Annotated in this window: 21 protein-coding genes, 3 tRNA genes and 1 pseudogene; 18 read left to right on the plus strand and 7 right to left on the minus strand. The window is 62.8% G+C overall.

Features of this window, described 5'->3' with window-relative positions; all coding sequences use genetic code 11:
- Positions 1–124: 124 nt before the first annotated feature.
- Genes larC through nrdD form a run of 3 tightly spaced genes read right to left on the minus strand, consistent with a single transcriptional unit; the run spans position 125 to position 4,080 of the window.
- Positions 125–1,300: a nickel pincer cofactor biosynthesis protein LarC gene (gene larC / locus CE_RS11680; protein WP_006768367.1), complete on the minus strand. Its 1,176-nt coding sequence runs from the start codon at positions 1,298–1,300 to the stop codon at positions 125–127.
- Positions 1,297–1,884 (minus strand): anaerobic ribonucleoside-triphosphate reductase activating protein, encoded by a 588-nt coding sequence (gene nrdG, locus CE_RS11685; protein WP_006768368.1) that lies wholly within the window; start codon positions 1,882–1,884, stop codon positions 1,297–1,299. The genes larC and nrdG overlap by 4 nt, the downstream gene beginning before the upstream one ends.
- Before the next feature lie 9 nt (positions 1,885–1,893).
- Positions 1,894–4,080, minus strand: coding sequence for an anaerobic ribonucleoside-triphosphate reductase (gene nrdD, locus CE_RS11690; protein ID WP_006768369.1), 2,187 nt, complete (start codon positions 4,078–4,080; stop codon positions 1,894–1,896).
- A 494-nt stretch (positions 4,081–4,574) separates the two neighbouring features.
- Here nrdD and CE_RS11695 point away from each other — a divergent pair.
- The 6 genes from CE_RS11695 (at position 4,575) to orn (ending at position 8,588) form a co-directional block, all read left to right on the plus strand.
- A tRNA-His gene (locus tag CE_RS11695) sits at positions 4,575–4,647 on the plus strand.
- A gap of 581 nt (positions 4,648–5,228) precedes the next feature.
- The gene (locus CE_RS11700; protein WP_006768372.1) at positions 5,229–5,492 is read left to right on the plus strand and encodes a hypothetical protein; all 264 of its coding nucleotides are present in this window, start codon (positions 5,229–5,231) and stop codon (positions 5,490–5,492) included.
- 5 nt (positions 5,493–5,497) lie between these two features.
- Positions 5,498–5,974 (plus strand): BLUF domain-containing protein, encoded by a 477-nt coding sequence (locus tag CE_RS11705; RefSeq protein ID WP_006768373.1) that lies wholly within the window; start codon positions 5,498–5,500, stop codon positions 5,972–5,974.
- 338 nt (positions 5,975–6,312) lie between these two features.
- Entirely contained in the window at positions 6,313–7,074 is a 762-nt protein-coding gene (locus CE_RS11710; RefSeq protein WP_006768374.1) for a hydroxypyruvate isomerase family protein, read from the plus strand.
- Between the two features lie 34 nt (positions 7,075–7,108).
- Positions 7,109–7,909 carry a mycolate reductase gene (gene cmrA / locus CE_RS11715; RefSeq protein ID WP_035108869.1) on the plus strand — a complete coding sequence of 267 codons (801 nt, stop codon included), beginning with the start codon at positions 7,109–7,111 and terminating at the stop codon, positions 7,907–7,909.
- Positions 7,910–7,922: 13 nt separating this feature from the next.
- Complete coding sequence (gene orn / locus CE_RS11720) at positions 7,923–8,588, plus strand: oligoribonuclease (RefSeq protein WP_006768376.1); 666 nt, start codon at positions 7,923–7,925, stop codon at positions 8,586–8,588.
- Between the two features lie 13 nt (positions 8,589–8,601).
- On the opposite strand, the gene CE_RS11725 is transcribed toward orn, so the two are convergent.
- Both CE_RS11725 and CE_RS11730 read right to left on the minus strand, forming a co-directional pair.
- Positions 8,602–9,852 (minus strand): alpha/beta hydrolase, encoded by a 1,251-nt coding sequence (locus CE_RS11725; protein WP_006768377.1) that lies wholly within the window; start codon positions 9,850–9,852, stop codon positions 8,602–8,604.
- Between the two features lie 205 nt (positions 9,853–10,057).
- Positions 10,058–11,233: a L,D-transpeptidase gene (locus tag CE_RS11730; protein WP_006768378.1), complete on the minus strand. Its 1,176-nt coding sequence runs from the start codon at positions 11,231–11,233 to the stop codon at positions 10,058–10,060.
- Between the two features lie 397 nt (positions 11,234–11,630).
- On the opposite strand from CE_RS11730, the gene CE_RS11735 reads away from it, so the two are divergent.
- The 3 genes from CE_RS11735 to CE_RS15755 all read left to right on the plus strand — a co-directional run bounded on the left by CE_RS11735 (position 11,631) and on the right by CE_RS15755 (position 12,151).
- Positions 11,631–11,703: transfer RNA gene (locus CE_RS11735), tRNA-Lys, on the plus strand.
- Between the two features lie 93 nt (positions 11,704–11,796).
- A tRNA-Lys gene (locus CE_RS11740) sits at positions 11,797–11,872 on the plus strand.
- Positions 11,873–11,914: 42 nt separating this feature from the next.
- Positions 11,915–12,151, plus strand: a complete 237-nt coding sequence (locus CE_RS15755; protein ID WP_011075888.1) for a TspO/MBR family protein — start codon at positions 11,915–11,917, stop codon at positions 12,149–12,151.
- Positions 12,152–12,170: 19 nt separating this feature from the next.
- Here CE_RS15755 and CE_RS11750 read toward each other — a convergent pair whose 3' ends face one another.
- A complete protein-coding gene (locus tag CE_RS11750; protein WP_231295038.1) occupies positions 12,171–12,851 on the minus strand; it encodes a hypothetical protein in 681 nt (226 codons plus the stop codon).
- A gap of 48 nt (positions 12,852–12,899) precedes the next feature.
- Positions 12,900–14,171, minus strand: a complete 1,272-nt coding sequence (locus CE_RS11755) for a glutaminase (RefSeq protein ID WP_006768381.1) — start codon at positions 14,169–14,171, stop codon at positions 12,900–12,902.
- A 192-nt stretch (positions 14,172–14,363) separates the two neighbouring features.
- Here CE_RS11755 and CE_RS11760 point away from each other — a divergent pair, with 192 nt between their 5' ends.
- From CE_RS11760 to CE_RS11795, 9 genes and pseudogenes are all read left to right on the plus strand, one after another.
- Positions 14,364–15,506, plus strand: a complete 1,143-nt coding sequence (locus CE_RS11760) for a LacI family DNA-binding transcriptional regulator (RefSeq protein ID WP_006768382.1) — start codon at positions 14,364–14,366, stop codon at positions 15,504–15,506.
- Positions 15,507–15,646: 140 nt separating this feature from the next.
- On the plus strand, positions 15,647–17,056 hold the full coding sequence (uxaC, locus tag CE_RS11765; RefSeq protein ID WP_006768383.1) for a glucuronate isomerase: 1,410 nt from the start codon (positions 15,647–15,649) through the stop codon (positions 17,054–17,056).
- Positions 17,053–18,438 (plus strand): mannitol dehydrogenase family protein, encoded by a 1,386-nt coding sequence (locus tag CE_RS11770; RefSeq protein ID WP_006768384.1) that lies wholly within the window; start codon positions 17,053–17,055, stop codon positions 18,436–18,438. The genes uxaC and CE_RS11770 overlap by 4 nt, the downstream gene beginning before the upstream one ends.
- Before the next feature lie 11 nt (positions 18,439–18,449).
- Complete coding sequence (uidA, locus tag CE_RS11775) at positions 18,450–19,829, plus strand: beta-glucuronidase (protein ID WP_006768385.1); 1,380 nt, start codon at positions 18,450–18,452, stop codon at positions 19,827–19,829.
- 34 nt (positions 19,830–19,863) lie between these two features.
- Positions 19,864–20,292 carry a glycoside hydrolase family 2 TIM barrel-domain containing protein gene (locus CE_RS15760; RefSeq protein WP_006768386.1) on the plus strand — a complete coding sequence of 143 codons (429 nt, stop codon included), beginning with the start codon at positions 19,864–19,866 and terminating at the stop codon, positions 20,290–20,292.
- 39 nt (positions 20,293–20,331) lie between these two features.
- A complete protein-coding gene (locus CE_RS15865) occupies positions 20,332–21,279 on the plus strand; it encodes an MFS transporter (protein WP_011075890.1) in 948 nt (315 codons plus the stop codon).
- Positions 21,162–21,599 (plus strand): annotated as a pseudogene (locus CE_RS15870) (MFS transporter); the annotation flags it as partial. The gene CE_RS15865 and the pseudogene CE_RS15870, both read left to right, overlap by 118 nt.
- A gap of 195 nt (positions 21,600–21,794) precedes the next feature.
- Positions 21,795–22,436, plus strand: a complete 642-nt coding sequence (locus CE_RS15875; RefSeq protein WP_231295055.1) for a cytidylate kinase-like family protein — start codon at positions 21,795–21,797, stop codon at positions 22,434–22,436.
- A 233-nt stretch (positions 22,437–22,669) separates the two neighbouring features.
- Positions 22,670–23,170: a gluconokinase gene (locus tag CE_RS11795; RefSeq protein WP_006768389.1), complete on the plus strand. Its 501-nt coding sequence runs from the start codon at positions 22,670–22,672 to the stop codon at positions 23,168–23,170.

Raw genomic sequence — 23,170 nt, forward strand, 5'->3', positions numbered from 1 at the left:
ACCTCAGCAGTGAGGTCGTGGGTGGGCCTTGTGCTTAACCCAGAGATCCTGTCCCCAGAGAGCACCAGCGATCTCTGGGTTAAGCACAGTGGTCTCTGGGGACAGGATCTCGGGGTTAACGCGGCTACTGCCCCTGGGCCCGGCGGAGCACCTCGGATTCGCTGATCCCGAGGGCCTGGGCGGCTGCCCGGACGTCCTCGAATTCCGGCTGCGTGGTCTGATCCACGCCGCCGCGGGAGCCGATCTTCACGCGCACCTCATGGCCATCCACGTGCACGGTCTCCCACCGGCGGTCCAGACCTTCACGGTCCACAGCCCAGGACCGCACCCCGAAGGTGGTGGTGTGGGCGAACAACACCTGTTTCACCATCTCGACCTCTGAAGCAGCCGCCAGGACGTGGATGGTGTGCGCGGGCCGACCCTTCTTCATGATGATCGGGGTCAGCCACGCATCCCGTGCACCGGAGTCCAGGAGCTGCTCCAGGACACCGGGCCACAGGCGGGCATCCATGTCGTCGATGTTGGCCTCCAGTTGGACCAGTTTTCCGGTATCGGCGTTGGGGGCCGCATCATCCAGGAGCAGCACGCGGGTGATGTTGGGGCGCCCCGGCATGTCCTTGGTTCCCGCCCCCACACCGATGGTGGTGATGGCTCCGTCGGGAAGCGGGCCGGCCTGGCTGGCGAAGTGCCGGACCAGGGCGACACCGGTCGGGGTCGCCAGCTCTCCGACCGGCTCCGGGGAACCCCCCACTGCGCCGGAGAGGGTCGGCCAGTCACGGGCCAGTTCCGCCACGGCAGGCACCGGGACGGGGATGTCACCATGGGCAGCCTGCACGCGACCGAATCCCAAGGCGATGGGTGACGAGGAGATGCGGGTCTGCCCCAGCTGCCGGATGGCCTCGCACACACCGACGATGTCAGCGATGGAATCCAGGGCACCCACCTCGTGGAAGTGGATGGTCTCCGGGTCCACGCCGTGGACGGCGCCCTCGGCAATCGCGATGAGCTCAAAGACCGCCAGGGCGTCTGCGTGGGTCTGGTCGGGGAGGTCAGCTTCCTGCAGCATCGTGCGGATGGTGGTCCAGGTGCGGTGCGGGTGGTGTTCATGGGTGGTATGCACCTCCACCTTGAGGCAACGTTGCCCGGCGCGCTGGACCACCTCGGAGGTCAGGCGCACATCACCGGGTACCACCGCATCCACCACCTGCTGGATCTGATCCAGATCCGCACCGGCATCGACCAGGGCTCCCAGCAACATGTCTCCGGCAACACCGGCGCTCGCATCAATCCACAGGCTCATGCGGTCAAGGATACAACCCGGTGATCCACGGGGTGGCCGGTGCTGAGGGAAGCGGGGACGTCGATAAGCATCTGGTTACTGCTGCCGGCAAACGCCGGCGGGCTGGTCTCGTTGCGGAGTTCCTGGATGAACTGGCCGTCGACAAGCACGTCGAGTGAGCGGAGGAGGTCGCGACGCTCATCGGTGAAGATCTGCAGGGCCTCCCACGTGTACCCGGAATACGCCCAGATGGTCTTGGTCGGCAGCTCGCGGCGGATGCGGCGCACCAGTGGCAGCAGGTACCGCGCAGAGAGAAACGGTTCACCGCCCACCAGGGTGAGACCGGCGACGTGACGCCCCGCGAGATCACCGAGGATGCGGTCCTCCAGCTCCGTGGTGTACTCCATCCCGTAGCCCTTCTTCTGCGCGGCCCTGTTGTAACACCCCAGGCAGTTGAAGGGACAATAGGACACATAGAGCGAGCAACGCAGCCCCTCCCCGTCGAGGGTCTGGAAGGGTTTGTAATCGGCGATGCGGAAGGTGTCGGTCTGCGCCCAGGTGCGGGACCGGTAATCCATGCGCGCCACGCGCTCGTGATAGGTCATGGGGTTACCTCACATGTGTTTGATGCGGGAGTTGATCTCGGCCTGCCGACCACTGACCACCGGCCGTTTCATCGGCGCCCCCAGGTAACCGCAGAGTCGGCGGGTCACCGAGGCCTGCGTCTCATCGCGGTTGCTGCAGCCGGGGCAGGTATAGCCCTGTTCATCACAGTGGAATTCGCCTTCGAAACCGCAGACGAGGCAGTGATCCACCGGCGAGTTGATCCCGAAATAACCGACGTGGTCGAAGGCCTCGTCCCAGATCGATTCAAACGCCATCGGGTTGACCAGCAGGTTCGGTGCCTCCACGTAGTACATGAACCCACCCGGGGTCAGGGGCATGTACTGGGCCTCGAAGTGGATCTTGTCCATCGGATTGGTGTGGAGATAGCTCGGGAAGTGGAAGGAGTTCTCGTAGTAGTCCCGGTCATTGATGCCGGGCAGTTCACCGAAACGGTCGCGGTCCAGTTCGGCGAAACGGTCGCACAGGGATTCCGAGGGGGTGGCGTAGACCGACACCGTGGCATGGAACTGATCCTGTACGGCCACCACGCGGGTATTCATGTGTTCCAGGATCCGGTGGGACAGGGCACGGTGGCCGGCCACGGTGTGCCAGTGTTCCTCCCCGGTCAGCGCCACCATGGCGTTGTGGATTCCGGTGTACCCCAGGGAGATCGATGATCTCTTGTGATTATCACCGGTGTAGAAATCACGCACACTGGTCTTCCCCGCCGGGTTCCCCATCCCACCCTGGGTGTACATGATCGGGGCCTGCTCGAGATCAGCCGACAGGACCACCTCCTCCCGGATCCGGAGGGCACGGACACCGAGGTCGATGGCCTCGTCCAGTCCGGTGAAGAAATCATCCACTGACTGCTGTGCCGCGATCGCGATGCGGGGCAGGTTGATGGACACCACGCCGAGGTTGTTACGGCCCAGGAGTTCATAGTCGCCGTCGCTGTTCTTCCAGGGGTGGAGGAAGGAGCGGCATCCCATCGGGGTGATCAGTTGTCCCTGCTTCAGCTCACGGATCCGTGGTACCGACACCAGGTCCGGGTAGATACGCCGCATGGAACAGCGCATGGCCGCCATCTTGATGTCGTAGTTGGGATCCCCGGGCGCATGGTTGACGCCCTCATCGACGAAGAAGATGATCTTGGGGAAGATCGCGGTCTCCCCGCTCATACCGTTCTCCCGCACCGCCAGGATGGATTTCTGGATCTCGCGGCCGCACCAGGATGTGGTCATACCCAGGGAAATGGAGGTGAAGGGGGTCTGGGCCGCAGCTGTGGTCAGGGTGTTGACCTGGTATTCAAACGCCTGCATCGCATCAAAGATGTCCTTGGCGGTCTTCCTACGGGCCAGTTCCTCCACCAGGTCATCCTGCGCATCGGTTGCGGAATCAGAGCACAGCAGCCCACTGGCATCGCTGTACAGACGTCGGTTCTTCTGCAGGGTCAGCTCTGCATAGGGCTCGAGCAGACGGTCGATCTCATGGATGGAGATGCCACCATACTGTTCCCCGGAGATCGCACCGAGCAGTTGCACCAGGAGCGTGGCCGCCACCCCGATGGAACGCGGAGGTTCGATCCGGGCGTTGCCCAGGGTGAAACCATGGGAGAGCAGGTAGTCGAAATCCGGAAGCGAGCAGTTCGGCATGGCGGCAAAAGGCGACCGGTCCAGATCGTGAACATGGATGAGCCCCTTGAGGTGGGCACGGCGGATATCCTCCGGCAGCATCTGCAACCCTTTGGCCTTACTGACAGCACCGGCCAGAATCTCGCGCTGGGTGGTGAAGGTGCGGGCATCCTTATTGCCGTTTTCTGCCAGGATCTTTGCATCACCCTCCACCACCCCGGTGATCGCGTGGGTGATATCGGTGGAGCTGTTGATCTTCTCCTCCTGCCTGCGCTGATAATCACGGTAGGCGGCCAGCACAGCGGGAGACTGCGCCAGGGTTTGCTCCACGAGGCGGGACAGATCCTCGGTGCTGATGATATGGTGCTCGGCCACACGCCGGGTGATCTCCCCCAGCAGCTGGTCGCTGGGTGCGTGGAGCGGTTCTCCGGAAGTGCGTTCCGCTGCCTCCAGGCTGTTGAGGATCTTGCGGGGACGGTAGTCGACGACACGGCCATCTTTCTTGAGCACTGAAAGTCCGATGATCAGTTCTTCGGCGGGGAGCGTGTCGGGTGCGGTCATGTGAAACTCTCTTCTTCTGAAAAGGCGGTGTAATTACATTGTTGTAAAGCACCATAACCCCCATTCATTATTTATTCATATTGCACCCATAGGAATAATTCCCACCCCAACCACTACATCTAGTGACACCCCCGCCACTGAACCACCGAATAGGCGATCAACTACCGGCGAGATCATCCCCGCCGACCCAGCAGGATAAGTCGGGTCCATAAATGTCACCCCATTGACAGGGGCCCACATCTAGAACCCTCCCCGAACGCCAAACACCCCCGAAAGAGGGATCCACGGCCAGGGAAATCCCGAAGAATCCCGGAAAATCAACCCCGCCCCACCGGGAGCACCGGACGACGACAGGTAAAACCACTCACCACACCCCAAAGGTCATCACGGCAACCAAGACCTCGAATCAAACCCTCTTACCGGCCATGAACAGGCGTTTTTGTTATTTCCAGAGAGTGGGCTAATGTTAGTCTCGCTGCTTTTGAACAGCGATGGTGGCTGTAGTTCAGCTGGTAGAGCACCAGGTTGTGATCCTGGGTGTCGCGGGTTCGAGCCCCGTCAGCCACCCCCAAGGAAACCCCTTGGCCTTAGATATAAGGCCAAGGGGTTTCGTCATAGCATGCCACGCGAGATCCGCCCGGCCCCCGCGCCGACAAACCCGGTGCGGAAATAATCACAACATCATCCCGCCCGCCACCGGACGGATAGCACTTATGATGACAGGGAGGCCAGTGCCGCCTTGCCCACTCAAAGAAAGGTTGTCCCCATGTTCTCCATCGCCGGTTTGCTCTACCTCCTCCTTATCTCCCTGGGCCTAGTGTAGAAAAGCACCTTGGGCCTGACTTAACCGGGCCCAGCCCACATTTCTACCAATTCCTGACTCCGCACATTTGGGAGTCAGGAATTTTTTTAGTGCGCCCACACTGGAACACCCACGGGCCAGCTGGGACGATGCCATGCCGAACAGGCACCCCGCCAACAAAGGGTGCCACGCCAGAGATCACCCGACCAGCACCCCGCCCGGCCGCAGCCCGAAAAGGCCTGTACCCTAAGATTAATAATATCTAATATCACGCAGGCGCCCATATTTCATGCCGATCTCCCGGCTACATATTAGATATAACTAATTCTCCACTTCAAAGGACCAAATGAATACACATTCGATAGTAGATGGCCTAGAGAGAGCGGAGGGAGAAGAACCCGAGTTCACCTGGTCTGAGGTTGCCCGGGGTTTCTACGCGGGCAGCTGTGAGGGCAACTTCGTCGGATATATCGAACGAAATGCGCGGGGAGCCTTTGTCGCACACGATATGCAATCCAGGGTCAGGGGAAAATTTCCCACCATCGATGACGCCATTGAGAACCTGACGGCGTTTTTCTTGTCCCCGGAAGAACCGGAAGAAGAGGTATAGGGAAGATGTCGCTCACCAACCATGCCGATAGCGCCCGGTACACAGGAAAACTGAAGTATCTCGTCTATACGAGCATCGCCTCCCCTGATCTGACTGAGGAAAGCGTGCAGTCGATGTTGACCACAGCCAGGGAACATAACGCCTCAGCCGAGATCACCGGACTGCTCCTGTTCAGGACCGGCACCTTCATTCAGTTCCTCGAGGGGGCCGCAGAGGAGATTGATCAGCTGATCTCCCGCATCCGCCTCGATGACCGCCATCAGGACGTCCGGGTGATCATCGAGGAGCCGGTAGACCACCGACGTTTCCCCGACTGGCGCATGGGGTACCGGGTTCCCCTTGAACCGAATTCCCTCCGCCAGGCCAATATGCGCGACAGCTTCACGGACATCACCTCCGACTCGAGGCGGGCTGTCATCGAAAGAGCCGCCCGGGAGTTCTCCCTCTGGTTCAAGGTGACGGAAGCCTCCGGCTCCCACTAACGCGAGGTGCCAAATACCGCATCCGGAAATGCAAGGAGGACCGCAACCCCCTACAGATTGCGGCCCTCGCCCCTACCGGATCCAGGCAAGAAAACTCCTGCTCATCCCACTCTAGAAATGGGACTGAATCCGTCCACCACCTTAACACCGCCTGAGATGGCGGGAAAACCAACGGCGTATATTACCCCACCCCGACGCCCGCGCCGACACCGACCCCCTGCGCAAACGTCGCACCCTGGAGACATCCGGGCGTCGTAAAGCTGGGGTTTCGTGGGTAGATTCGGTGCCAGACCCCACCCTGCCCCGGGGGTTATGAATCTGGTCACGAGGAGTTGCCCATGCCGAAATTCGCCGCGAATCTCTCCCTGCTCTTCACGGAGCTGCCCTTCCCCGAGCGGTTCGCCGCTGCGGCCAACACCGGGCTCTTCGAGGCCGTGGAGTTCCAGTTCCCCTACGACCATGACCTGAAAACGCTCACCCAGACCGCACAACAGGCCGGTCTGCCCGTCGCACTCATCAACGCCCCGCCGGGTGACACCTTCGGCCAGGCGGCCCTGAACTCCACCGATTTCGAGTCATCCATCACCGAGGCTCTCCGCTACGCCACCGCACTCGGCGCCGAGAAGCTACACGTCATGGCAGGCATCACGGAACCATCCCCCGACGCCACCGCCCTGTACCGCCGCAACATCACCACCGCTGCCCGCATGGCCGCAGAACGTGGCGTGCTCATCGTGGTCGAACCCATCAACCACCACACGGTTCCCGGCTACTTCCTGCACGACCTGGATCAGGCCCTTGGACTCATCCAGAACATCCCCAATGTGAAGATCCTCTTCGACATCTTCCACATCCAGCAGATCCACGGCGATCTCACCCGCCGGCTCACCGCGCTGCACCAGCAGGATCTCCTGGGCCACCTCCAGGTGGCCGCGGTGCCCTCCCGCCACGAACCCGGCACCGGCGAGGTGGATGACGCCCGCCTCTTTGAGCTTATCGACGCCCTCCCCTGGCCCGGTTTCGTCGGCGCCGAATACCATCCCGCGGACACCACCGTTGAGGGACTCGGCTGGCTACAGCCATGGGTGACGTACCATTAGCCCGGTAGTGATTATCAAATCCAAGGAGTTTGCCATGGCATTGCCCACCCCGAGCCACAGTGCCCGCGCACTGGTCACCGGCGCCAGCCAGGGAATCGGCCTGGCCATTGCCCGGGATCTCGCCCGCTATGGCCACAACCTCATCCTGGCGGCCCGCCGCGGCGAGCTGCTGCAGGAGATCGCGGAGGAGCTCGAGTCCCGCCACGGCGTGATCGTGGAGGTCCGCGCCGTGGATCTGGCCGACCGGGAGCAGCGCGCGGAGCTGATCGAGGAGATCAGGGGGCGTGAGATCAACATCATCATCAACTCCGCCGGTATCGCCAGCTTCGGCCCCTTCAAGGATCAGGACTGGGACTATGAGACCACGCAGTTCGATCTCAACGCCACCGCCGTGTTCGAGCTGACCCGCGCGGTGCTCGACGGCATGCTGGAACGTGGCACCGGTGCGATCTGCAATGTCGGTTCCGCGGCCGGTAATGTGCCGATCCCCAACAACGCCACCTATGTGCTCACCAAGGCCGGGGTCAACGCGTTTACCGAGGCCCTGCACTATGAGCTGCGGGGCACCGGCGTGGCCTGCACGCTCCTGGCACCGGGTCCGGTGCGGGAATCGGTGGTACCGGAATCCGAGCAGTCCATTGTGGACAAGGTGGTGCCGGACTTCCTGTGGACCACCTATGAATCCTGCTCCGCCGAGACCCTGCGTGCCCTGTCACGCAACCGTCGCCGTGTGGTGCCGGGCCCGTTGTCCAAGGCGATGAACGCGATCTCCACCATCGCCCCCACCGCGGTGCTGTCCCCGGTCATGGGCTGGGTCTATTCGAAGATGAGCTGACAAGGAAATAATAATGTCTGAAACTGTTGGAAACGGCGAGAACTTCCCCGCCGTCGCCGCCCGCGATGACCGCCTGGTGTGGGTGGATCTGGAGATGACCGGCTTGGATCTGGAACGCCATGTCATCGTGGAGGTCGCCGCCCTGGTCACCGACGCCAACCTCAACATCCTCGGCGAGGGTGTGGATCTGGTGGTGCACGCCACCGATGAGGAGCTGGCCCGGATGGATGATTTCGTGACCAGGATGCACGATTCCTCCGGTCTGACCCCGCTGATCAGAGCCTCCACCGTGTCCCTGAAGGATGCGGAGGATGCGGTGCTGGCCCTCATCGAGGAGCACTGCGATCCGGCCCACCCGGCTCCGCTGGCGGGTAATTCCATCGCCACCGACCGTGCGTTCATCCGGGAGCAGATGCCCCGTCTGGATGCGGCCCTGCACTACCGCATGGTGGATGTGTCCTCGGTGAAGGAGCTGGCGCGCCGCTGGTGTCCGCGCGTGTACTACAAGCAGCCCACCAAGGGCCTGGCCCACCGCGCGCTGGCCGATATCGTCGAGTCGATCCGCGAGCTGGACTACTACCGCCGGTCCTTCTTCGTGGCCGATCCCGGCCCCACCTCAGCCCAGTGTGAGGCGGACGCGGAGACCTCGGTCGCACGTTTCGCCCACTACCTGGAATAGACCCGGAGTAGCGTCAGCGGTCCGACAACAGCCTGGTGAGCTCGTTGAGCATGTGCACCCGCCACCAGGCCCAGTCGTGACCACCGGTGACGGCACGCACGCGGACATCCCGGATATCCCCCGAGAGGTCCTCGGCGAGTTTGTGCGACAGGTGCAGCATCTCGCTTTCGTATTCGCCTGCCTGGAGGTGGATGGATACCCAGTTCTCCGCGGCGGAGAGTGCATCGGCGATGTCGAAACGCCACAGGCTCGGTGACTGCGCGATGGCGTGACCGATCTCCCCATCAGAGAGGGCGAGCGCCCACAGGCAGGCCAGTCCGCCGATGCTGGCGCCGGAGATGATCGTGTCCTCCCCGCTCGGGGACACGCGGTAGGTCGCGCGGACGTGCGGGAGGATGGCGTCGATAAGCACATCCACCTGGCCACCCGGCACGCCGAGGTTCTCCCAGCGGTGCTCCACATCGCGGGAATCGATCATGACCACGTGGACGGGCGGGATCGCGCCGGAGCGGATCGCGGCGTCCAGCTGTCGCGGCAGGTTGAGCGGGCCGTTCCAGTGCTGGCCGTCAAACAGGATGAGCAGCGGGGTGTTCTCGCTGGTCTCGGGCGCGTACACCCAGTACCGCACCCCCTCCAGGACGTGCTCGTCGGCGCAGGTGCTTTGCGACGCCGCAGCCCACCGGTCAGCCAGCGCCACGGGACCCTCCACGAGGGAGGAGTTCATGACGCGCCCGATGTTGCGCTCATCCAGGCGACCATCGGCCATCGCGGCGCGGCGGATCTCCATGCGGCCGGTGGCCGCACGCCACGGAGGCGTCTCATCGTGATCCCAGGAGGTGATGGTGTAACTGGCCCGCCAGTCCGCCGGCATGCGCAGGGTCAGCGTCCACAGATCAGAACCCTCGAGGCGGTGCATCTCCGAACCGGTGACATTGTCATGATCGAACACTCCATTGGCCCACATGAGCACAGCGGTGGCCCCCGGGCTTTCCACCACCCAGGTGTACAGACGCATGTCGGGATCCCCCTCGGGATCCTCCGTGATGATGGGATTGGGTTGAGCCAGGGCCGCAACCGCCATGTCCCCGCACTGGCGGGCGGCCTGTTCCCCACCGATGCTCAGCGCCTGGGTCCAGGCCTTCTCGATGGGGCCCGGTACCCGCGCGGCGCGCAGATCAGCGGTGGGGAAGGTCACCGGAGACAGCTCGCGGTGGGTGCGACCGAAACGGTCCACCCACACCTTCGTCTGCCTCAACGGTGGCATCTGAAAATAACCCTGGCCTTTACGATAATGAGCAATGTAGCTGCTGAACGTGCAACACCGGCAGTCAATCCCCTCTGCTGGCGCAACCGACATGGCTGGTGGTGCGCCGGAGAATGTCTGCCGGTTGAAAAACAGATAGTCAGTCTAGTTCAGAGATTTCATGCAGGCAATATTAATAGGCGACCAGGGATTTAAGCTCCCGGGATCACCATGCCGAGGTCTCGTCAGCGTTGCCGTCCTTCCAGACCGACCACGGGATATTCCAGTCACCCAGACCGTCATATCCACTCAGGGTGGAACCGACGGTGTTCTTCACGGTGACGATATCACCACGTTTCACAGTGTTCTGGAACCACTGCGCCGCCTCGGTGGTGACATTGATACACCCGTGGGAGACGTTGCTGTACCCCTGCTCCGCGGCCGACCACGGCGCCGCATGCACATAGATGCCGGAATAGGACATCTGGGTGGCGAAGTCCACCGGGGTGCGGTATCCACCCTGGTCATACCCCAGGCCGAAGGTGGTGGAATCCATGATCATCGAGGGATTGCGGTCACCGATGATGTAGATGCCGTTCGGGGTGGCCCACTCATCAGTGTCACGGCCCAGGGACACGGGGATCGTCCGCAGCAGTGTGCCATTGTGGTAGACCTCCATCGTCTTGGTGTTGTCATCAACCACGGCCTCAACGCGGTCACCGATGGTGAAGTTGGTGGCGTTGTCGGAGGCACCCCAGACACCATCACCGAGGTCAGTGCCGTAGATATCGGCCTCCACCGTGACCTCGGTACCCGGCTCCCAGTATTCCGCCGGACGCCAGCGCAGTTCACTGTTGTTGAGCCAGTAGAAACCACCCTCCACCTCCGGCGAGGTGGTCACGGTGATGGCCTCCTCAGCCGCGTGGCGGTCTGCAATCGGGGTGCCGAAACGGAAGGCGATGGTCTGGCCAACCCCCACCACGGAATCAGCGAGGGGGGACAGCGCCACCGTGGTCGTGGCCGCCGGCTGCGCGGTGGAGAACACAGTGGTGCTGGTTTCGCCGTTGCGGTCAGTGGCGGTCAGGGTATAGGTGCGGTTGTAACCGAGCACCTCGGAGGTGGTCCAGGAACGCCGGTCATCGCTGTAGTCGGCCTCCACCTCGTACCCCTGCTCGTTGAGCATGGTGACCTTCTCCAGGCCGTCACCGAGGGATTTGACCACCACGGGCTCCGAGGGGTCCACGTCGGTGGCGTCATCCTCCACCGAGACAGCCGGGGCGGCGAGTTCAGTGGTCTCCTCCGTGCCGGAGGCGGCGGAGTTCCCCTCTTCCTCCTGGGCGTGACCACTACGTTCAATGGTGCAACCACTAAGGGTGAGGGCACCAACCGTGAGAAGTGCCAATATCGAACCCGTGACAAATCCACGAACTCTCTTCAACTGTTTCGCCCTCCTGGCAACAAAGCAATAAAGGTGGTGGGTGAGATAAACATCGAACCAACCACGGGATAACGCTACAAGCCCACAGCCCCCTCAACGCAACCCTCACGCGCGCCATTCCAATAATTTCCCAAATTGTTAGCAGAAAGACATAAACGTCTAGACCGGCGCGAGGGTGACTGGGTTGTCCGCTGGACCATGATATCGCCTCTTCTATCGCAACACAGTCGATTCCCGTTACCCGGGAGCGTGTGGAACACGCACCCCACCATCGGCCGTGACCTGCAGATTTTACAAGGAACGAAGACAGCTGATATATTTTTCCTCGTTGCAAGCGAGGTATTCATCTCACGCAGAGCACGCGTCATTAGCTCAATTGGTAGAGCATCTGACTCTTAATCAGAGGGTTCGGGGTTCGATTCCCTGATGACGCACAGCGAAAGAGACAAACCGCAGCCTGTCACGCACAGGCTGCGGTTTGCTTCTTGACAGCCCCTGCGGGTAAGTTCATCTCCAGCAGACACCATGCGTCATTAGCTCAATTGGTAGAGCATCTGACTCTTAATCAGAGGGTTCGGGGTTCGATTCCCTGATGACGCACCATTCAAACCCTCCACCGGGAGATTCTCCGGGTGGAGGGTTTCTTTGTGCGCCCACGCTCCCCACCGGAATTCAATACACTATGACTTATGGATACCCGCGCTCTCACCACTCCCCGGGCCCGCGACGGTGGAGGCGGCGGCACTGGCGGTCTCCAGCGCCGACCTGGTCCGACGCAGCCGGGCGGTGAACCCCACCCGTGGCGTGTTCCTGCTGCCCTATACCGCCTGGACAACTTTCGCCACCGTGCTCACAGCCACCATCTGGCACCAGAACCGCTGACCGGCCCGCGGGGTTTGGACTATGCCCCCTGCTCAGCCACCTCGCGCAACCCCTGTTCGGTTTTCTCCACCTGCGCGTCGAAGACAGCCTTGACATCAGCCTCATCCGCATCCACCCCGGCGACCAGGATGTGATGGTGCCCCAGGTCCTTCAGCATCATGACGCTGGAGGATTCATTGCCGGGGGTCACCGTGATATCGAAGATGAAACCGGACGCATCGGAATCCAGCGGGGTGAAGGTGTATTCCGCACCGGTTTCCTCATCCTTGAGTGGTTCACCGCAGGCCTCGGCGATGTCGTTGTACAGCTGAGCCGGGGAGACATCGGTGGTGTCGGTGGAGAACTGTGCCACCGCCACCCCGGTGCCGTCCTCCCGTTGGAAGGTCCGGGCCGCGGACCCAACGGTCCCCAGTTCCGCAGACTCCGCAGCCTGCAGCGCCTCCCCACAGGCACCCTCGAATTTCCCGGCCTCGGCAACCACCACCAGCGGGATGGTCTCCCCCTCCAGCATGGTGTCATTAACCCCGGTGGCACCGTCCAGGCCGCTTTCCTCATCGGTGAGCAGCAGCTCCTGGAGTGTCGCACCATCCTGGGCCGCCACGGATTCCACCTCGTTGGACTCGCCACAGGCTGTCAGCACCAACGCGAGGGCGAGACCACCGACCGCAACCGACGCTGGTCTGATAATTTTCCTGGTCATGAGCACTCCTGGGTCGTGGTAAAGGTTCATGTCAAAGTTACCCGAGAACTACAGCTCCTCCGGGTCATCGACCTGCGGGGACTTGGTCCCGTCGGAGAAGTCGAAATCGGGCAGGATATCCTCGGGGTCATAGATGGCGACCTTGAAGCCGTTGTCGCGGATACGTCGCAGACCCTCCTTGACCAGGCGGCGCCCCATGGGTCGGAACATCGGCACCCTGGAGATGTCCAGCACAACCTTCTCACCGGTGAAGTCGTGGTCGGTGACCGTGAACAGGAAATTCTCGGCTGCGGAGAAGTTCATCGCACCCTGCAGCTGGATGACCGTGGTATCGCCGCGTTCCTCAATCGCACGTACCGCATGCTGTGTCAACAGTTCGGCGGACATCAGGTGCAGACCCATGTCCTCGGACAAGGCCTTGAAGATCTCCACACCGCGCACCGGGTTGCCCTGGGAATTCAACCGTGGTGAGAAGGTCGCCAGGCCGAGCTGACCGGGCAGGACACCGACGAGCCCACCGGAGACACCGGATTTCGCGGGGATGCCCACGGTGGCCAGCCACTGACCGGCCTCGTCGTACATGCCGGCCGAGGCCATCGTGGAGAGTACGAGGCGGGCGACCCTGGCGTCGACAAGCTTCTCCCCGGTGAGCGGTTGGGTGCCGCCGGCCGCCAACGTCGCCGTCATCACCGCGAGGTCACGCGCAGTGACCTTCACCGAGCACTGCAGCGTGTAGCTGAGTACCGCGTCATGGGCATCATCCTCGATGATCCCGTAATTGCGCAGCATGTGGGCGATGGAGAGGTTGCGGTCAGCGCCCTCGATCTCGGTTTCGCTGAGCTGGCGGTCAATGTTGAGTTCGCGACCGGCCAGCGCGGAGAAATAGGAACGGATCTTCTCCACACGGTCCTCCACCGAGGATTCCGACCCGTTGATCAACTGGTTGACCGCTATCGCGCCGGCATTGATCATCGGATTCATCGGCCGGTTGGTACTACCGTCCAGGGACAACTCGTTGAACGCCTCACCGGACGGTTCCAACCCCACCGTGGCGAAAACCTTCTCCGGGCCCTGCTCTTGGAGCGCGAGCGCATACGCGAACGGCTTCGAAACCGACTGCATGGTGAATTCATGCTCATCATCCCCCGCACCATAGATGTGTCCATCCACCGTGCACATGGCCAGGGCCAGGGGATTCGGGTCGGCATCCTTCAACTGCGGAATGTACTGTGCCACCTCGCCACTGACATCAGAGCGGACGGATTCCAGGATCTCCTCGAAATACTCGGGGATGGGCATGGTCAGGGGATGGGTGGTCATGACTGTGTCCTTTGGTGTCCTTCGATATTTTCCAGCGCGTGTTTCTCGGGTGACGCGGGTGGAGCTGGTTGATACAGGCGGTGCCCCGCGCGCGCGTCACCTCTGCCACCTTACGGAAATCACCAGGATGACACTGTCGCATACCGTCTGTACACCACCCCGGGCGTGAGTCGCGGCGATATACTCAGGGCCATGACACACAGGGGTGACGGGGCTCAGTCTGGAACTCAACCGAAGGCCACGATCTACGATGTCGCCCGTGTGGCAGGGGTTTCCCCCTCGACGGTGTCCCGGGTGTTCACCCAGCCGGGGCGCGTGAGTTACAAGACGGCGGAGAAGGTCCGCATCGCAGCCCGGCAGGTCGGTTATGGGAATGAGCTGGAAACCGGGGTGGATGCGCGGCCTGAATCCCGGGGGCTCGGGACACGGCGTACGGGCATCATCGGCATGGTCGCCCCGGATGTCTCCAATCCATTCTTCGTGGAGATCTTCCGCGGGGCCGAACACGCGGCCGCCGCCCAGGGCATGGTGGTCACCCTGCTCAACGCCAATGAATCCACCTCGCGGGCCCGCACCGCCATCGAGCGGATCACCCCACATGTGGATGGACTGTTGTTGGTGTCCTCACGGATGGATTCCAGCGAGATCCAGAAGATCGCGCGGGCGGTGCCCACGGTGGTGGTGAGTCGTCCCATCTCCGGTATCCCGAGCATGATGGTGGACAATTATGACGGCGCGGTCAAGGCCCTGGTGCACCTGGTGGATCAGGGTTGTCGCTCCATCACCTATGTCTCCGGCCCGCACCGATCCTGGTCGGATTCCACGCGGTGGCGCGGCATTGTCGACGCGGCCACAGCGCTGGGCACCCTGGCCGGTGACCAGGCCGGTAGCGCGTCGCTCCGGGTCTCGCGGACCGTCACCGTCCAGCCGTCACGCATGCGGCATCTGACCCGCCCGACGGTGCGACAGCTGCCTGCCGACGAGCCCTCCCTGGTCGGTGGTCGGCGCGCGTTCGGGGAGTGGGCGAAGGAGCCTACCGACGCCGTCATCTGCTTCAACGACATGGTGGCGGTGGGTTTCATCCAGCAGGCCGAGTCGACGGGGATCCGGGTCCCCGCGGATGTGGCGGTGGTGGGGTTCGACAACACCGAGATCTCCGTCCTGGTCTCCCCCTCGCTGAGCACCGTGGCAGGTCCCCTGAGGTCGGTGGGGCGGGTCGGCACCGCCAACCTGATCGCCATCATCAACGGCATGAAGGCACCGCTGATGGCCAAACCCCGTGAACTGCCCACCAGGCTCATCGTCCGGGAATCCTCATTACGGCTGGACCTCTGATCCACCATTGATGCTGGTTGGATGACCCCAACCAGCAGATGTAGTGAATTACCTCATGAACGGGCGATATCTGCATCTGGGCCACTGAAACTTTTGGCAACTAATTGAGTACGGTCTCCGAACAGACCCAAAATGGTCATATGAGTACTTCACACGCTGCCCACCCGGACAGGCTCCTGCCTGCAGATCCCGCAACCAGGGATATCGCCCGTCGTCTCCTCACCTATGTTGAGGACCTTCCCATCATCTCCCCCCATGGTCACCTCGAGGCCTCCATGTTCGTGAAGGATGAGCCCTTCGCGGATCCCACCACCCTGCTCATCAGCCCGGACCACTACCTGACCCGCGTGCTGCATTCGGCCGGGGTTGACCTCGCCGATCTGCGCGTCGGTGGCACCGAGGGTAAGACCCCCCGTGAGGCCTGGCGTATCTTCGCCTCCAACTGGGATCTCTACACCGGCACCGCCACCGGTTACTGGGTGGAGCAGGAGTTCGAGCATGTCTTCGGCATCAACCCGGATCGCCTCAGCGCCGAGAACGCCGATGACATCTACGATGAGCTCTCCGAGATTCTTGCCCGCCCGGATTTCCGCCCGCGTGCCCTGGCGGAACAGTTCAACCTGGAGATCCTCGCCACCACCGATGATCCCCTCGATGACCTGGCCGATCACAAGGCCCTGGCACAGGACCCAACCTTCTCCCCGCGCGTGCTGCCGACCTTCCGCCCGGACGCCTACACCAAGATGTACAACCCGGGCTGGGCGGAGAAGACCACCAGGCTTATCGACGTCGCCGGTGACGGCAAGGCCGGTTGGGAGGGGTACCTGCAGGCGATGCGCAACCGTCGCCAGTACTTCATCGACCACGGCGCCACCTCCGCCGATCACGGCACCCACGACACGGACACCACCCCCCTGTCCCACGAGGATGCCCAGCGGATCCTGGACAAGGGCCTGGCCGGCACCGCCACCCTGGCGGAGATGCGCGCATTCGAGGCCAACACCACCTACCGGTTCGCGGAGATGTGTCAGGACGATGGTCTGGTCATGACCCTCCACCCCGGTGTCTACCGCAACCATTCCGCCTCCGCGCAGAAGAAGTTCGGCAACGATATCGGCGCCGACATCCCCTTCCAGCTGGAATACACCCGCGGTCTGCGCCCACTGCTCTCCGACTTCGGTGAGAACAAGGATTTCCACTTCGTCATGTTCACCATCGACGAGACCGTCTTCTCCCGTGAGGTCGCACCCCTGGCCGGGTACTACCCAGCCGCCTACGTGGGTGCCCCCTGGTGGTTCATCGACGAGATCGACGCCATGAACCGCTTCCGGTCCCTGACCACCGGCACCACCGGGTTCTCCCGTTACTCCGGGTTCATCGATGACACCCGCGCCTACTGCTCCATCCCCGCACGTCACAACACCTCCCGACGCGTGGAGGCCAACTACCTGGCACGTCTGGTCGCCGAGCACCGCATCTCCGAGACCCGTGCCTCCGAGATCATCGTCGACCTGATCGATGCCTCCCCGAGGAGGGTCTTCAAGCTATGAGCAAGCCACTGAACCGCGCCAACGCCGGTGTCACCACCACAGCCCCGGCGCGTCTGGTCCACCTCGGTCTCGGTGCCTTCCACCGTGCCCACCAGGTCTGGTACACCCAGCGTGCCGAGGCTGATCCGGAGAATCCGGAGTGGGGTTATGCCTCCTTCACCGGTCGTCGCCCCACCATGGCTGATGCCCTGTCCCCGCAGGATGGTCTCTACACCCTGGTCACCCGCTCCGGTGCGGGGGATTCCCCTGAGCTCATCACCGCGCTGGTGGAGGCCCAGCCCGCCGACAACCTGCACCGTCTGGTGGAGCTCATGGCCGATCCGCAGGTCGCGGTGGTCACCCTCACCGTCACCGAGGCGGGTTACCACCTCGATGCCGCGGGTGAGCTCGATGCCGATGACCCCGCGGTGCGTGATGACATCGCCGCCCTGACCTCCGCCCATGACAATGTGCCTGTCACCGCACTGGTGACCGCGGCGGGCAAGATCATCCACGGTCTGGTTGCGCGGCGCGCGGCGGGTGTCGGCGGTCTGGCGGTGATGAGCTGCGATAATATCGCCGCCAATGGTGAGACCACCCAGGCCTCCATCCTGGGTATGGCCGACCGGGTCGACTCCGATCTGGCTGCGTGGATCCGGGAATACGTGAGCTTCCCCTCCACCTCCATCGACCGCATCACCCCGGCCACCGAGGCCACCCTGATCGCCGATGTGGAGCAGCAGACCGGTTTCCGGGACAGCGCCCCCGTGGTCACCGAGCCGTTTGCCTCCTGGATCATCCAGGGTGCGTTCCCCGCCGGACGTCCGGCCTGGGAGAACGCGGGCGTGCAGTTCGTTGATGACATCGATCAGTTCGAGCGTCGCAAGCTGTGGCTGCTCAACGGCTCGCACTCCCTCATGGCCTACTACGGCCAGCTCAGGGGGCATGCCACCGTCGCCGATGCCATCAACGACCCCGACTGCCGGGCACGGGTGGAGGAGCTGTGGGATGAGGCGGCCCGCCACCTCACCGCTGAGGGGCTGGACATCTCCGGGTATCGGGCCCAACTCATTGAGCGTTTCGAGAACCCCCGCATCGTCCACAACCTCGCCCAGATCGCCATTGACGGCGGCACCAAGCAGCGCATGCGTGCCGTGCCGATCCTCAAGGCAGAACTCGCGTCGGGCCGCAGTGGCACCGGTGCTGCATTCTCCATCGCCGCCTGGATCGCCTTCGTCCTCGGCGTGGAGGATGTCAACGACACCCGCGCCGTGGAGATCGCCACCGCCAAGGCTGCCGCTGACCCGGTGCAGGCCCTGGTTGCCGTCCTCGATGAGGAGCTGGCAGCGGACACCGCCACCGTCTCCCTCATCCGCTCCCACATCGCACTGATCCAGGAATAAGCCCACTCATCATGCTCGCCCCACAGCTCACTCCGACCCGGACTGTCATCTCCCTGGATGGCATGTGGCGTTTCCGGGTGGACTGGAACAATGACGGAATCGACCCCGGATGGCAGAACTCCCGTCTGGATACACGCCACGAGATGGCGGTGCCCGCCTCCGTCAATGATGTCTTCGCCGACGAGGCGGTCCGTAACCACGTTGGTTGTTATTTCTACCAGCGTGATGTCCAGATCCCGGTGGAGTGGGTTGACCGGCAGATCGTGGTGAGGTTCGGGTCCGTGACCCCTCACGCGGTGGTCTTCGCCGGCGGGACCGAGATCGCCCGGTTCAAGGGCGGGTACATGCCGTTTGAGGCAGATCTCACCGCCCACGCCACCCCGGGCGGGACGGTGCGCCTGACCGTGGTGGTGGACAACCGCCTGGATTACACCTGCATCCCGCCGGGGCGCATCAACGTCCTCGGTGATGGCCGCAGGGAGCAGGAGTACCTGCATGACTTCTACAACTACTCAGGCATCCACCGGTCGGTGCATCTGATCAGCCGTCCCCGGACGCATGTCTCCGATGTCACCATCACCACGGATTTCACTGCTAATGATGCTGGCACCACCGGTAGCGTCAACTGGGACATCACCACCGAGGGCGAGCCAGCCGACTGCTCAGTCACCATCATCGACCAGCGCACCGACGAACCGGTGGCCTCCGGTTCCGGTCGCGTGGGTTCCGCCACCATCCCCGACGTCAACCTCTGGACACCGGGTGTCGGAGGCCTCTACGACCTGGAGATCCGTCTCACCGGGCCGGATGGAACGCTGATCGACCTCTACCGCCAGCACTTCGGTGTCCGCACCGTCGAGGTCGCCCACAACCAGTTCCTCATCAACGGCCACCCCTTCTACTTCACCGGCTTCGGCATGCATGAGGATCATGAGACCGTGGGCAAGGGCCATGTCGATGCGCATGTCCTCCAGGACATGGAACTGCTCAGCTGGATCGGCGCGAACTCCCTGCGCACCTCGCACTACCCCTACTCCGAACAGTGGATGGACTACTGCGACCGTCAGGGCATCGTCGTCATCGATGAGACCCCGGCGGTGGGGCTCAACCTCGGTGTGGCCGGGGGCATCCTCGGTGGTACCGAAGTCCCCTCCACCTTCGGCCCCGACACCCTCAACCATGAGACCCAGGCCCAGCACAAACTAGAGATCGAACGTCTCATCTCCCGTGACAAGAACCGCCCGTCGGTGGTTCTCTGGTCCATCGCCAACGAGCCGGAGTCTCAGACGGACGCCTCCCGTGACTACTTCGCCCCACTCGCGCAGGCAGCCCGCGACGCGGATCCCACCCGGCCCGTCGGATTCGTCAACGTCATGCTCGCCCCCCTATGACCGGGACAAGATCACCGACCTGTTCGATGTCATCATGCTCAACCGCTACTACGGCTGGTACTTCCAGACCGGGGACCTCGCCAACGCCGAGCGCGAGATGCGCGCCGAGGTCGAAGGTTGGATCACCACACACCCCGGCAAGCCGATCATCTTCACCGAGTTCGGCGCCGACACCGTCGCCGGCCTCCACTCGATCTACGACCAGCCGTGGACCGAGGATTTCCAGGTGGCCTACCACCGGATGAACCCCCGGGTCTTCGATGCCTATGACGAGATCATCGGTGAGCAGATGTGGAATTTCGCCGACTTCCAGACGAAGTTCGGGATCGTGCGTGTGGATGGCAACAAGAAGGGTGCCTTCACCCGTGACCGTCGCCCCAAGGCGGTAGCCCGCTATCTCCGGGAACGCTGGACCAATCTTGACGCCGCGGCCTATGGACGCCGCGAGCCGAAACAGAACTAAATACTCCCCCTATCATGGTTTTCTTACAAAGGAGCAACCGTGTCCACTAAAACCTCGTCACCGGTCAAGGCCGGCAAACCCGGCCAGGGTCAGATGCCCGGCCACCGGGTTCTGACCTATTCCTTCGGTGATGTAGCCAACAACTTCTCGTTCATGATGACCTCGATGTTCCTCATGGTCTACATGACCGACATCGTTGGCCTCTCCGCCGGTGTCGCCGGCGCCATCTACGGCATCACCAAGATCTGGGCCGGTTGCGCCGACCTGATCGCCGGCAACACCGTCGACAGGACCAATTCCCGGTGGGGTCGCCTGCGTCCCTACCTCCTCTTCGGCCCGGCTCCCCTGGCCATCGTCTTCGTGGCTCTGTTCTCCACCCCGGCGAACATGAGCATGACGGCGACGATCGCCTGGATCTTCATCTTCGATGCCCTGTACCAGCTGGCCTATTCCTTCATCAACATCCCCTACGGCTCCCTGGCCTCGTCGATGACTCAGGATCCAGTTGACCGTTCCAAGCTGTCCGGTTCCCGCGCCATCGCCTCCGCACTGGCGTCGGTTGCCCTGGCCTGGGTTGTCTCCCCGCAGTTCCAGGACACCGAGGCTGATGGTATCCGCCTGAAGTTCACGATCACCTGTATCATCCTCGCGGTCATCCTGTATCTGATCTGCTTCGCCAATTCCCGTGAGGTCGTCCCGCGTGCGGCGGGGTCCATCTCCTTCAAGCAGACCTTCACCATGCTGAAGCAGAACCGTCCGCTGCAGATCCTGCTGCTCGTGGCCCTGTTGTTCCTGACCGCGAACTTCGTCTTCAATGCGGTGGCACTGTGTACTACGTCCGTGCGATCACGGGTAACGCAGCCTACTTCGTCTTCCTGCAGCTGGCCCAGACCGGCGGTACCATCCTGTTCGCCTCCTTCGCCCCGACTATCACGCGTCGATACGGCAAACGCACCGGTTATATGCTGGCCGCCCTACTCGCCGTAGTCGGTTACGGCCTGGTCTTCTTCATCCCCGGTGGCACCCTCTCCTTCGCCCTGATTGCCTCGTTCTTCGTCGGCCTGGGTGTGGGTGGCTCCAACGCCATGATGTTCTCCATGCAGGCCGACACCGTCGACTACGGCGAGTGGGTCTCCGGGATCCGTTCCGAGGGTGGCTCCTATTCCATCCTCTCCTTCACCCGCAAGATCGGACAGGGTGTCGGTGGCTGGGTCGGTGGCGCGGTCATCGGCGCCTACGGTTACGTCGCCGGTGCTGAGATCGTCGACGGTGACCAGATCTCCCTGGGCCTGCGCGTGGCCACCGGTGCTGTCCCCGCCCTCCTGGCGATCATCGCCCTGGCTGCCGCCTTCTTCTACCGTCTCGATGGTGACACCCACATGAAGGTGGTGGATGACCTGACGCAGCGTCGCACGCAGTCCTCCATCGCGTCCGCCAAGGGCGTCGACGCCGAGCTCACCAGGCTCGGTGAGGCTGGTGCGGGTGATGGTAGCACCACCCTGATGCGCAAACCCGGTCTGCCCAACCCACCGATCGTGACCCTGTTCGGTCAGCGTGGTTCCGGTGCCACCGATATCGGTCCGCTGGTGGCGGAACTGCTCGGAGTGAAGTACATCGACCAGAAGTTCTCCTCCAAGGAACTCGCGCAGGTGGACAAGAGCACCCTGCTGTCCGACTCCGCCTTCGACCGATTCCTGCGTGGCCTCTCCGGTGCGGGTGGTCAGGGCACCGAACTGGGTGCCGCCATGGAATCCGCCTCCAACCGGGAGATGGCCACCGCCAACACCGCCGAGGTCCTGGCGGATGTGGAAGACGGCGGTGTCATCCTGGGACGCAATGGCGCACTGGTGCTGGGGCCGGTCGTCGGCACGCTGCACGTGCGTCTGGTCGCACCGATGGACAAGCGCATCGAACGCGTCATGCAGAAGGCCGGCCTGTCCGCCTCCGCGGCTGCGGAACAGTGTGAGATCGAGGACCGCCTCCGCGCCGAGATGAGTCTCAAGCTCTACAAGTGGGACCCGAACGAGGATGAGGACTACGACCTGACGATCAACACCGCCTCGATCACCTATCAGCAGATCGCTGAGTTGATTGCGGATCTCTACCGCTCCAAGTACCCGGACAGCGTGCCCCCATCCAGGTAATGCACCGCACCGCTCATCCCACCAGCGCGCCCCGTTTGCACCGCGCGCCGGTGGGATGTTCCCTTTTCTGCTCCGAGATACCCCGCCCCACGGATCCGATGTGAGTAATCACACCGCGACAACTGCGCGGTGATCCTACTTTCCCCCGCCAAACGCGATATGATATTACCATTAACTCCGGCGTCTCGCCCCCGCACCCCTGAGAGGGTTGCACTGAGAAAGGAACTGTCACGATGGACACGCAGAACAGAAAAATAGTCGTCATGGGGGTGTCCGGCTGCGGTAAATCCACCGTGGGCGAACACCTGGCCGCAGAACTCGGACTGGAGTACAAGGACGGTGATGAACTGCACCCCCAGTCCAATATTGACAAGATGGCCTCAGGCCAGGCCCTCGATGATGATGACCGCGCCTGGTGGCTCGTCCAGGTGGGCAAGTGGTTGCGCGACCGCGACAGCGGTGTCATCGCCTGCTCCGCCCTCAAGCGTTCCTACCGCGACCTGATCCGCACCAAGGCGCCGGGCACCATCTTCGTCCACCTGCACGGTGACTATGACCTGCTGCTCTCCCGGATGAATTCCCGTGAGGACCACTTCATGCCATCCACTCTCCTGGACTCGCAGTTCGCCACCCTGGAGCCGCTCGGTGAGGACGAGGAGGCGAAGGTATTCGACATCGCCCTGTCGGTCGATGAGATCGTCGCCGAGGCCGCCGACTGGGTGCGCAACAGGTAG

The sequence above is a fragment of the Corynebacterium efficiens YS-314 genome, from assembly GCF_000011305.1.
GTDB classification, from domain to species: Bacteria; Actinomycetota; Actinomycetes; order Mycobacteriales; family Mycobacteriaceae; genus Corynebacterium; species Corynebacterium efficiens.

Bases quoted from the DNA above. Each gene is read 5' to 3' on its own strand.
- larC (WP_006768367.1), bottom strand. From the start codon at position 1,300: ATGAGCCTGTGGATTGATGCGAGCGCCGGTGTTGCCGGAGACATGTTG.
- nrdG (WP_006768368.1), bottom strand. From the start codon at position 1,884: ATGACCTATCACGAGCGCGTGGCGCGCATGGATTACCGGTCCCGCACC.
- nrdD (WP_006768369.1), bottom strand. From the start codon at position 4,080: ATGACCGCACCCGACACGCTCCCCGCCGAAGAACTGATCATCGGACTT.
- CE_RS11700 (WP_006768372.1), top strand. From the start codon at position 5,229: ATGAATACACATTCGATAGTAGATGGCCTAGAGAGAGCGGAGGGAGAA.
- CE_RS11705 (WP_006768373.1), top strand. From the start codon at position 5,498: ATGTCGCTCACCAACCATGCCGATAGCGCCCGGTACACAGGAAAACTG.
- CE_RS11710 (WP_006768374.1), top strand. From the start codon at position 6,313: ATGCCGAAATTCGCCGCGAATCTCTCCCTGCTCTTCACGGAGCTGCCC.
- cmrA (WP_035108869.1), top strand. From the start codon at position 7,109: ATGGCATTGCCCACCCCGAGCCACAGTGCCCGCGCACTGGTCACCGGC.
- orn (WP_006768376.1), top strand. From the start codon at position 7,923: ATGTCTGAAACTGTTGGAAACGGCGAGAACTTCCCCGCCGTCGCCGCC.
- CE_RS11725 (WP_006768377.1), bottom strand. From the start codon at position 9,852: ATGCCACCGTTGAGGCAGACGAAGGTGTGGGTGGACCGTTTCGGTCGC.
- CE_RS11750 (WP_231295038.1), bottom strand. From the start codon at position 12,851: ATGACCAGGAAAATTATCAGACCAGCGTCGGTTGCGGTCGGTGGTCTC.
- CE_RS11755 (WP_006768381.1), bottom strand. From the start codon at position 14,171: ATGACCACCCATCCCCTGACCATGCCCATCCCCGAGTATTTCGAGGAG.
- CE_RS11760 (WP_006768382.1), top strand. From the start codon at position 14,364: ATGACACACAGGGGTGACGGGGCTCAGTCTGGAACTCAACCGAAGGCC.
- uxaC (WP_006768383.1), top strand. From the start codon at position 15,647: ATGAGTACTTCACACGCTGCCCACCCGGACAGGCTCCTGCCTGCAGAT.
- CE_RS11770 (WP_006768384.1), top strand. From the start codon at position 17,053: ATGAGCAAGCCACTGAACCGCGCCAACGCCGGTGTCACCACCACAGCC.
- uidA (WP_006768385.1), top strand. From the start codon at position 18,450: ATGCTCGCCCCACAGCTCACTCCGACCCGGACTGTCATCTCCCTGGAT.
- CE_RS15760 (WP_006768386.1), top strand. From the start codon at position 19,864: ATGCTCAACCGCTACTACGGCTGGTACTTCCAGACCGGGGACCTCGCC.
- CE_RS15875 (WP_231295055.1), top strand. From the start codon at position 21,795: ATGCGCAAACCCGGTCTGCCCAACCCACCGATCGTGACCCTGTTCGGT.
- CE_RS11795 (WP_006768389.1), top strand. From the start codon at position 22,670: ATGGACACGCAGAACAGAAAAATAGTCGTCATGGGGGTGTCCGGCTGC.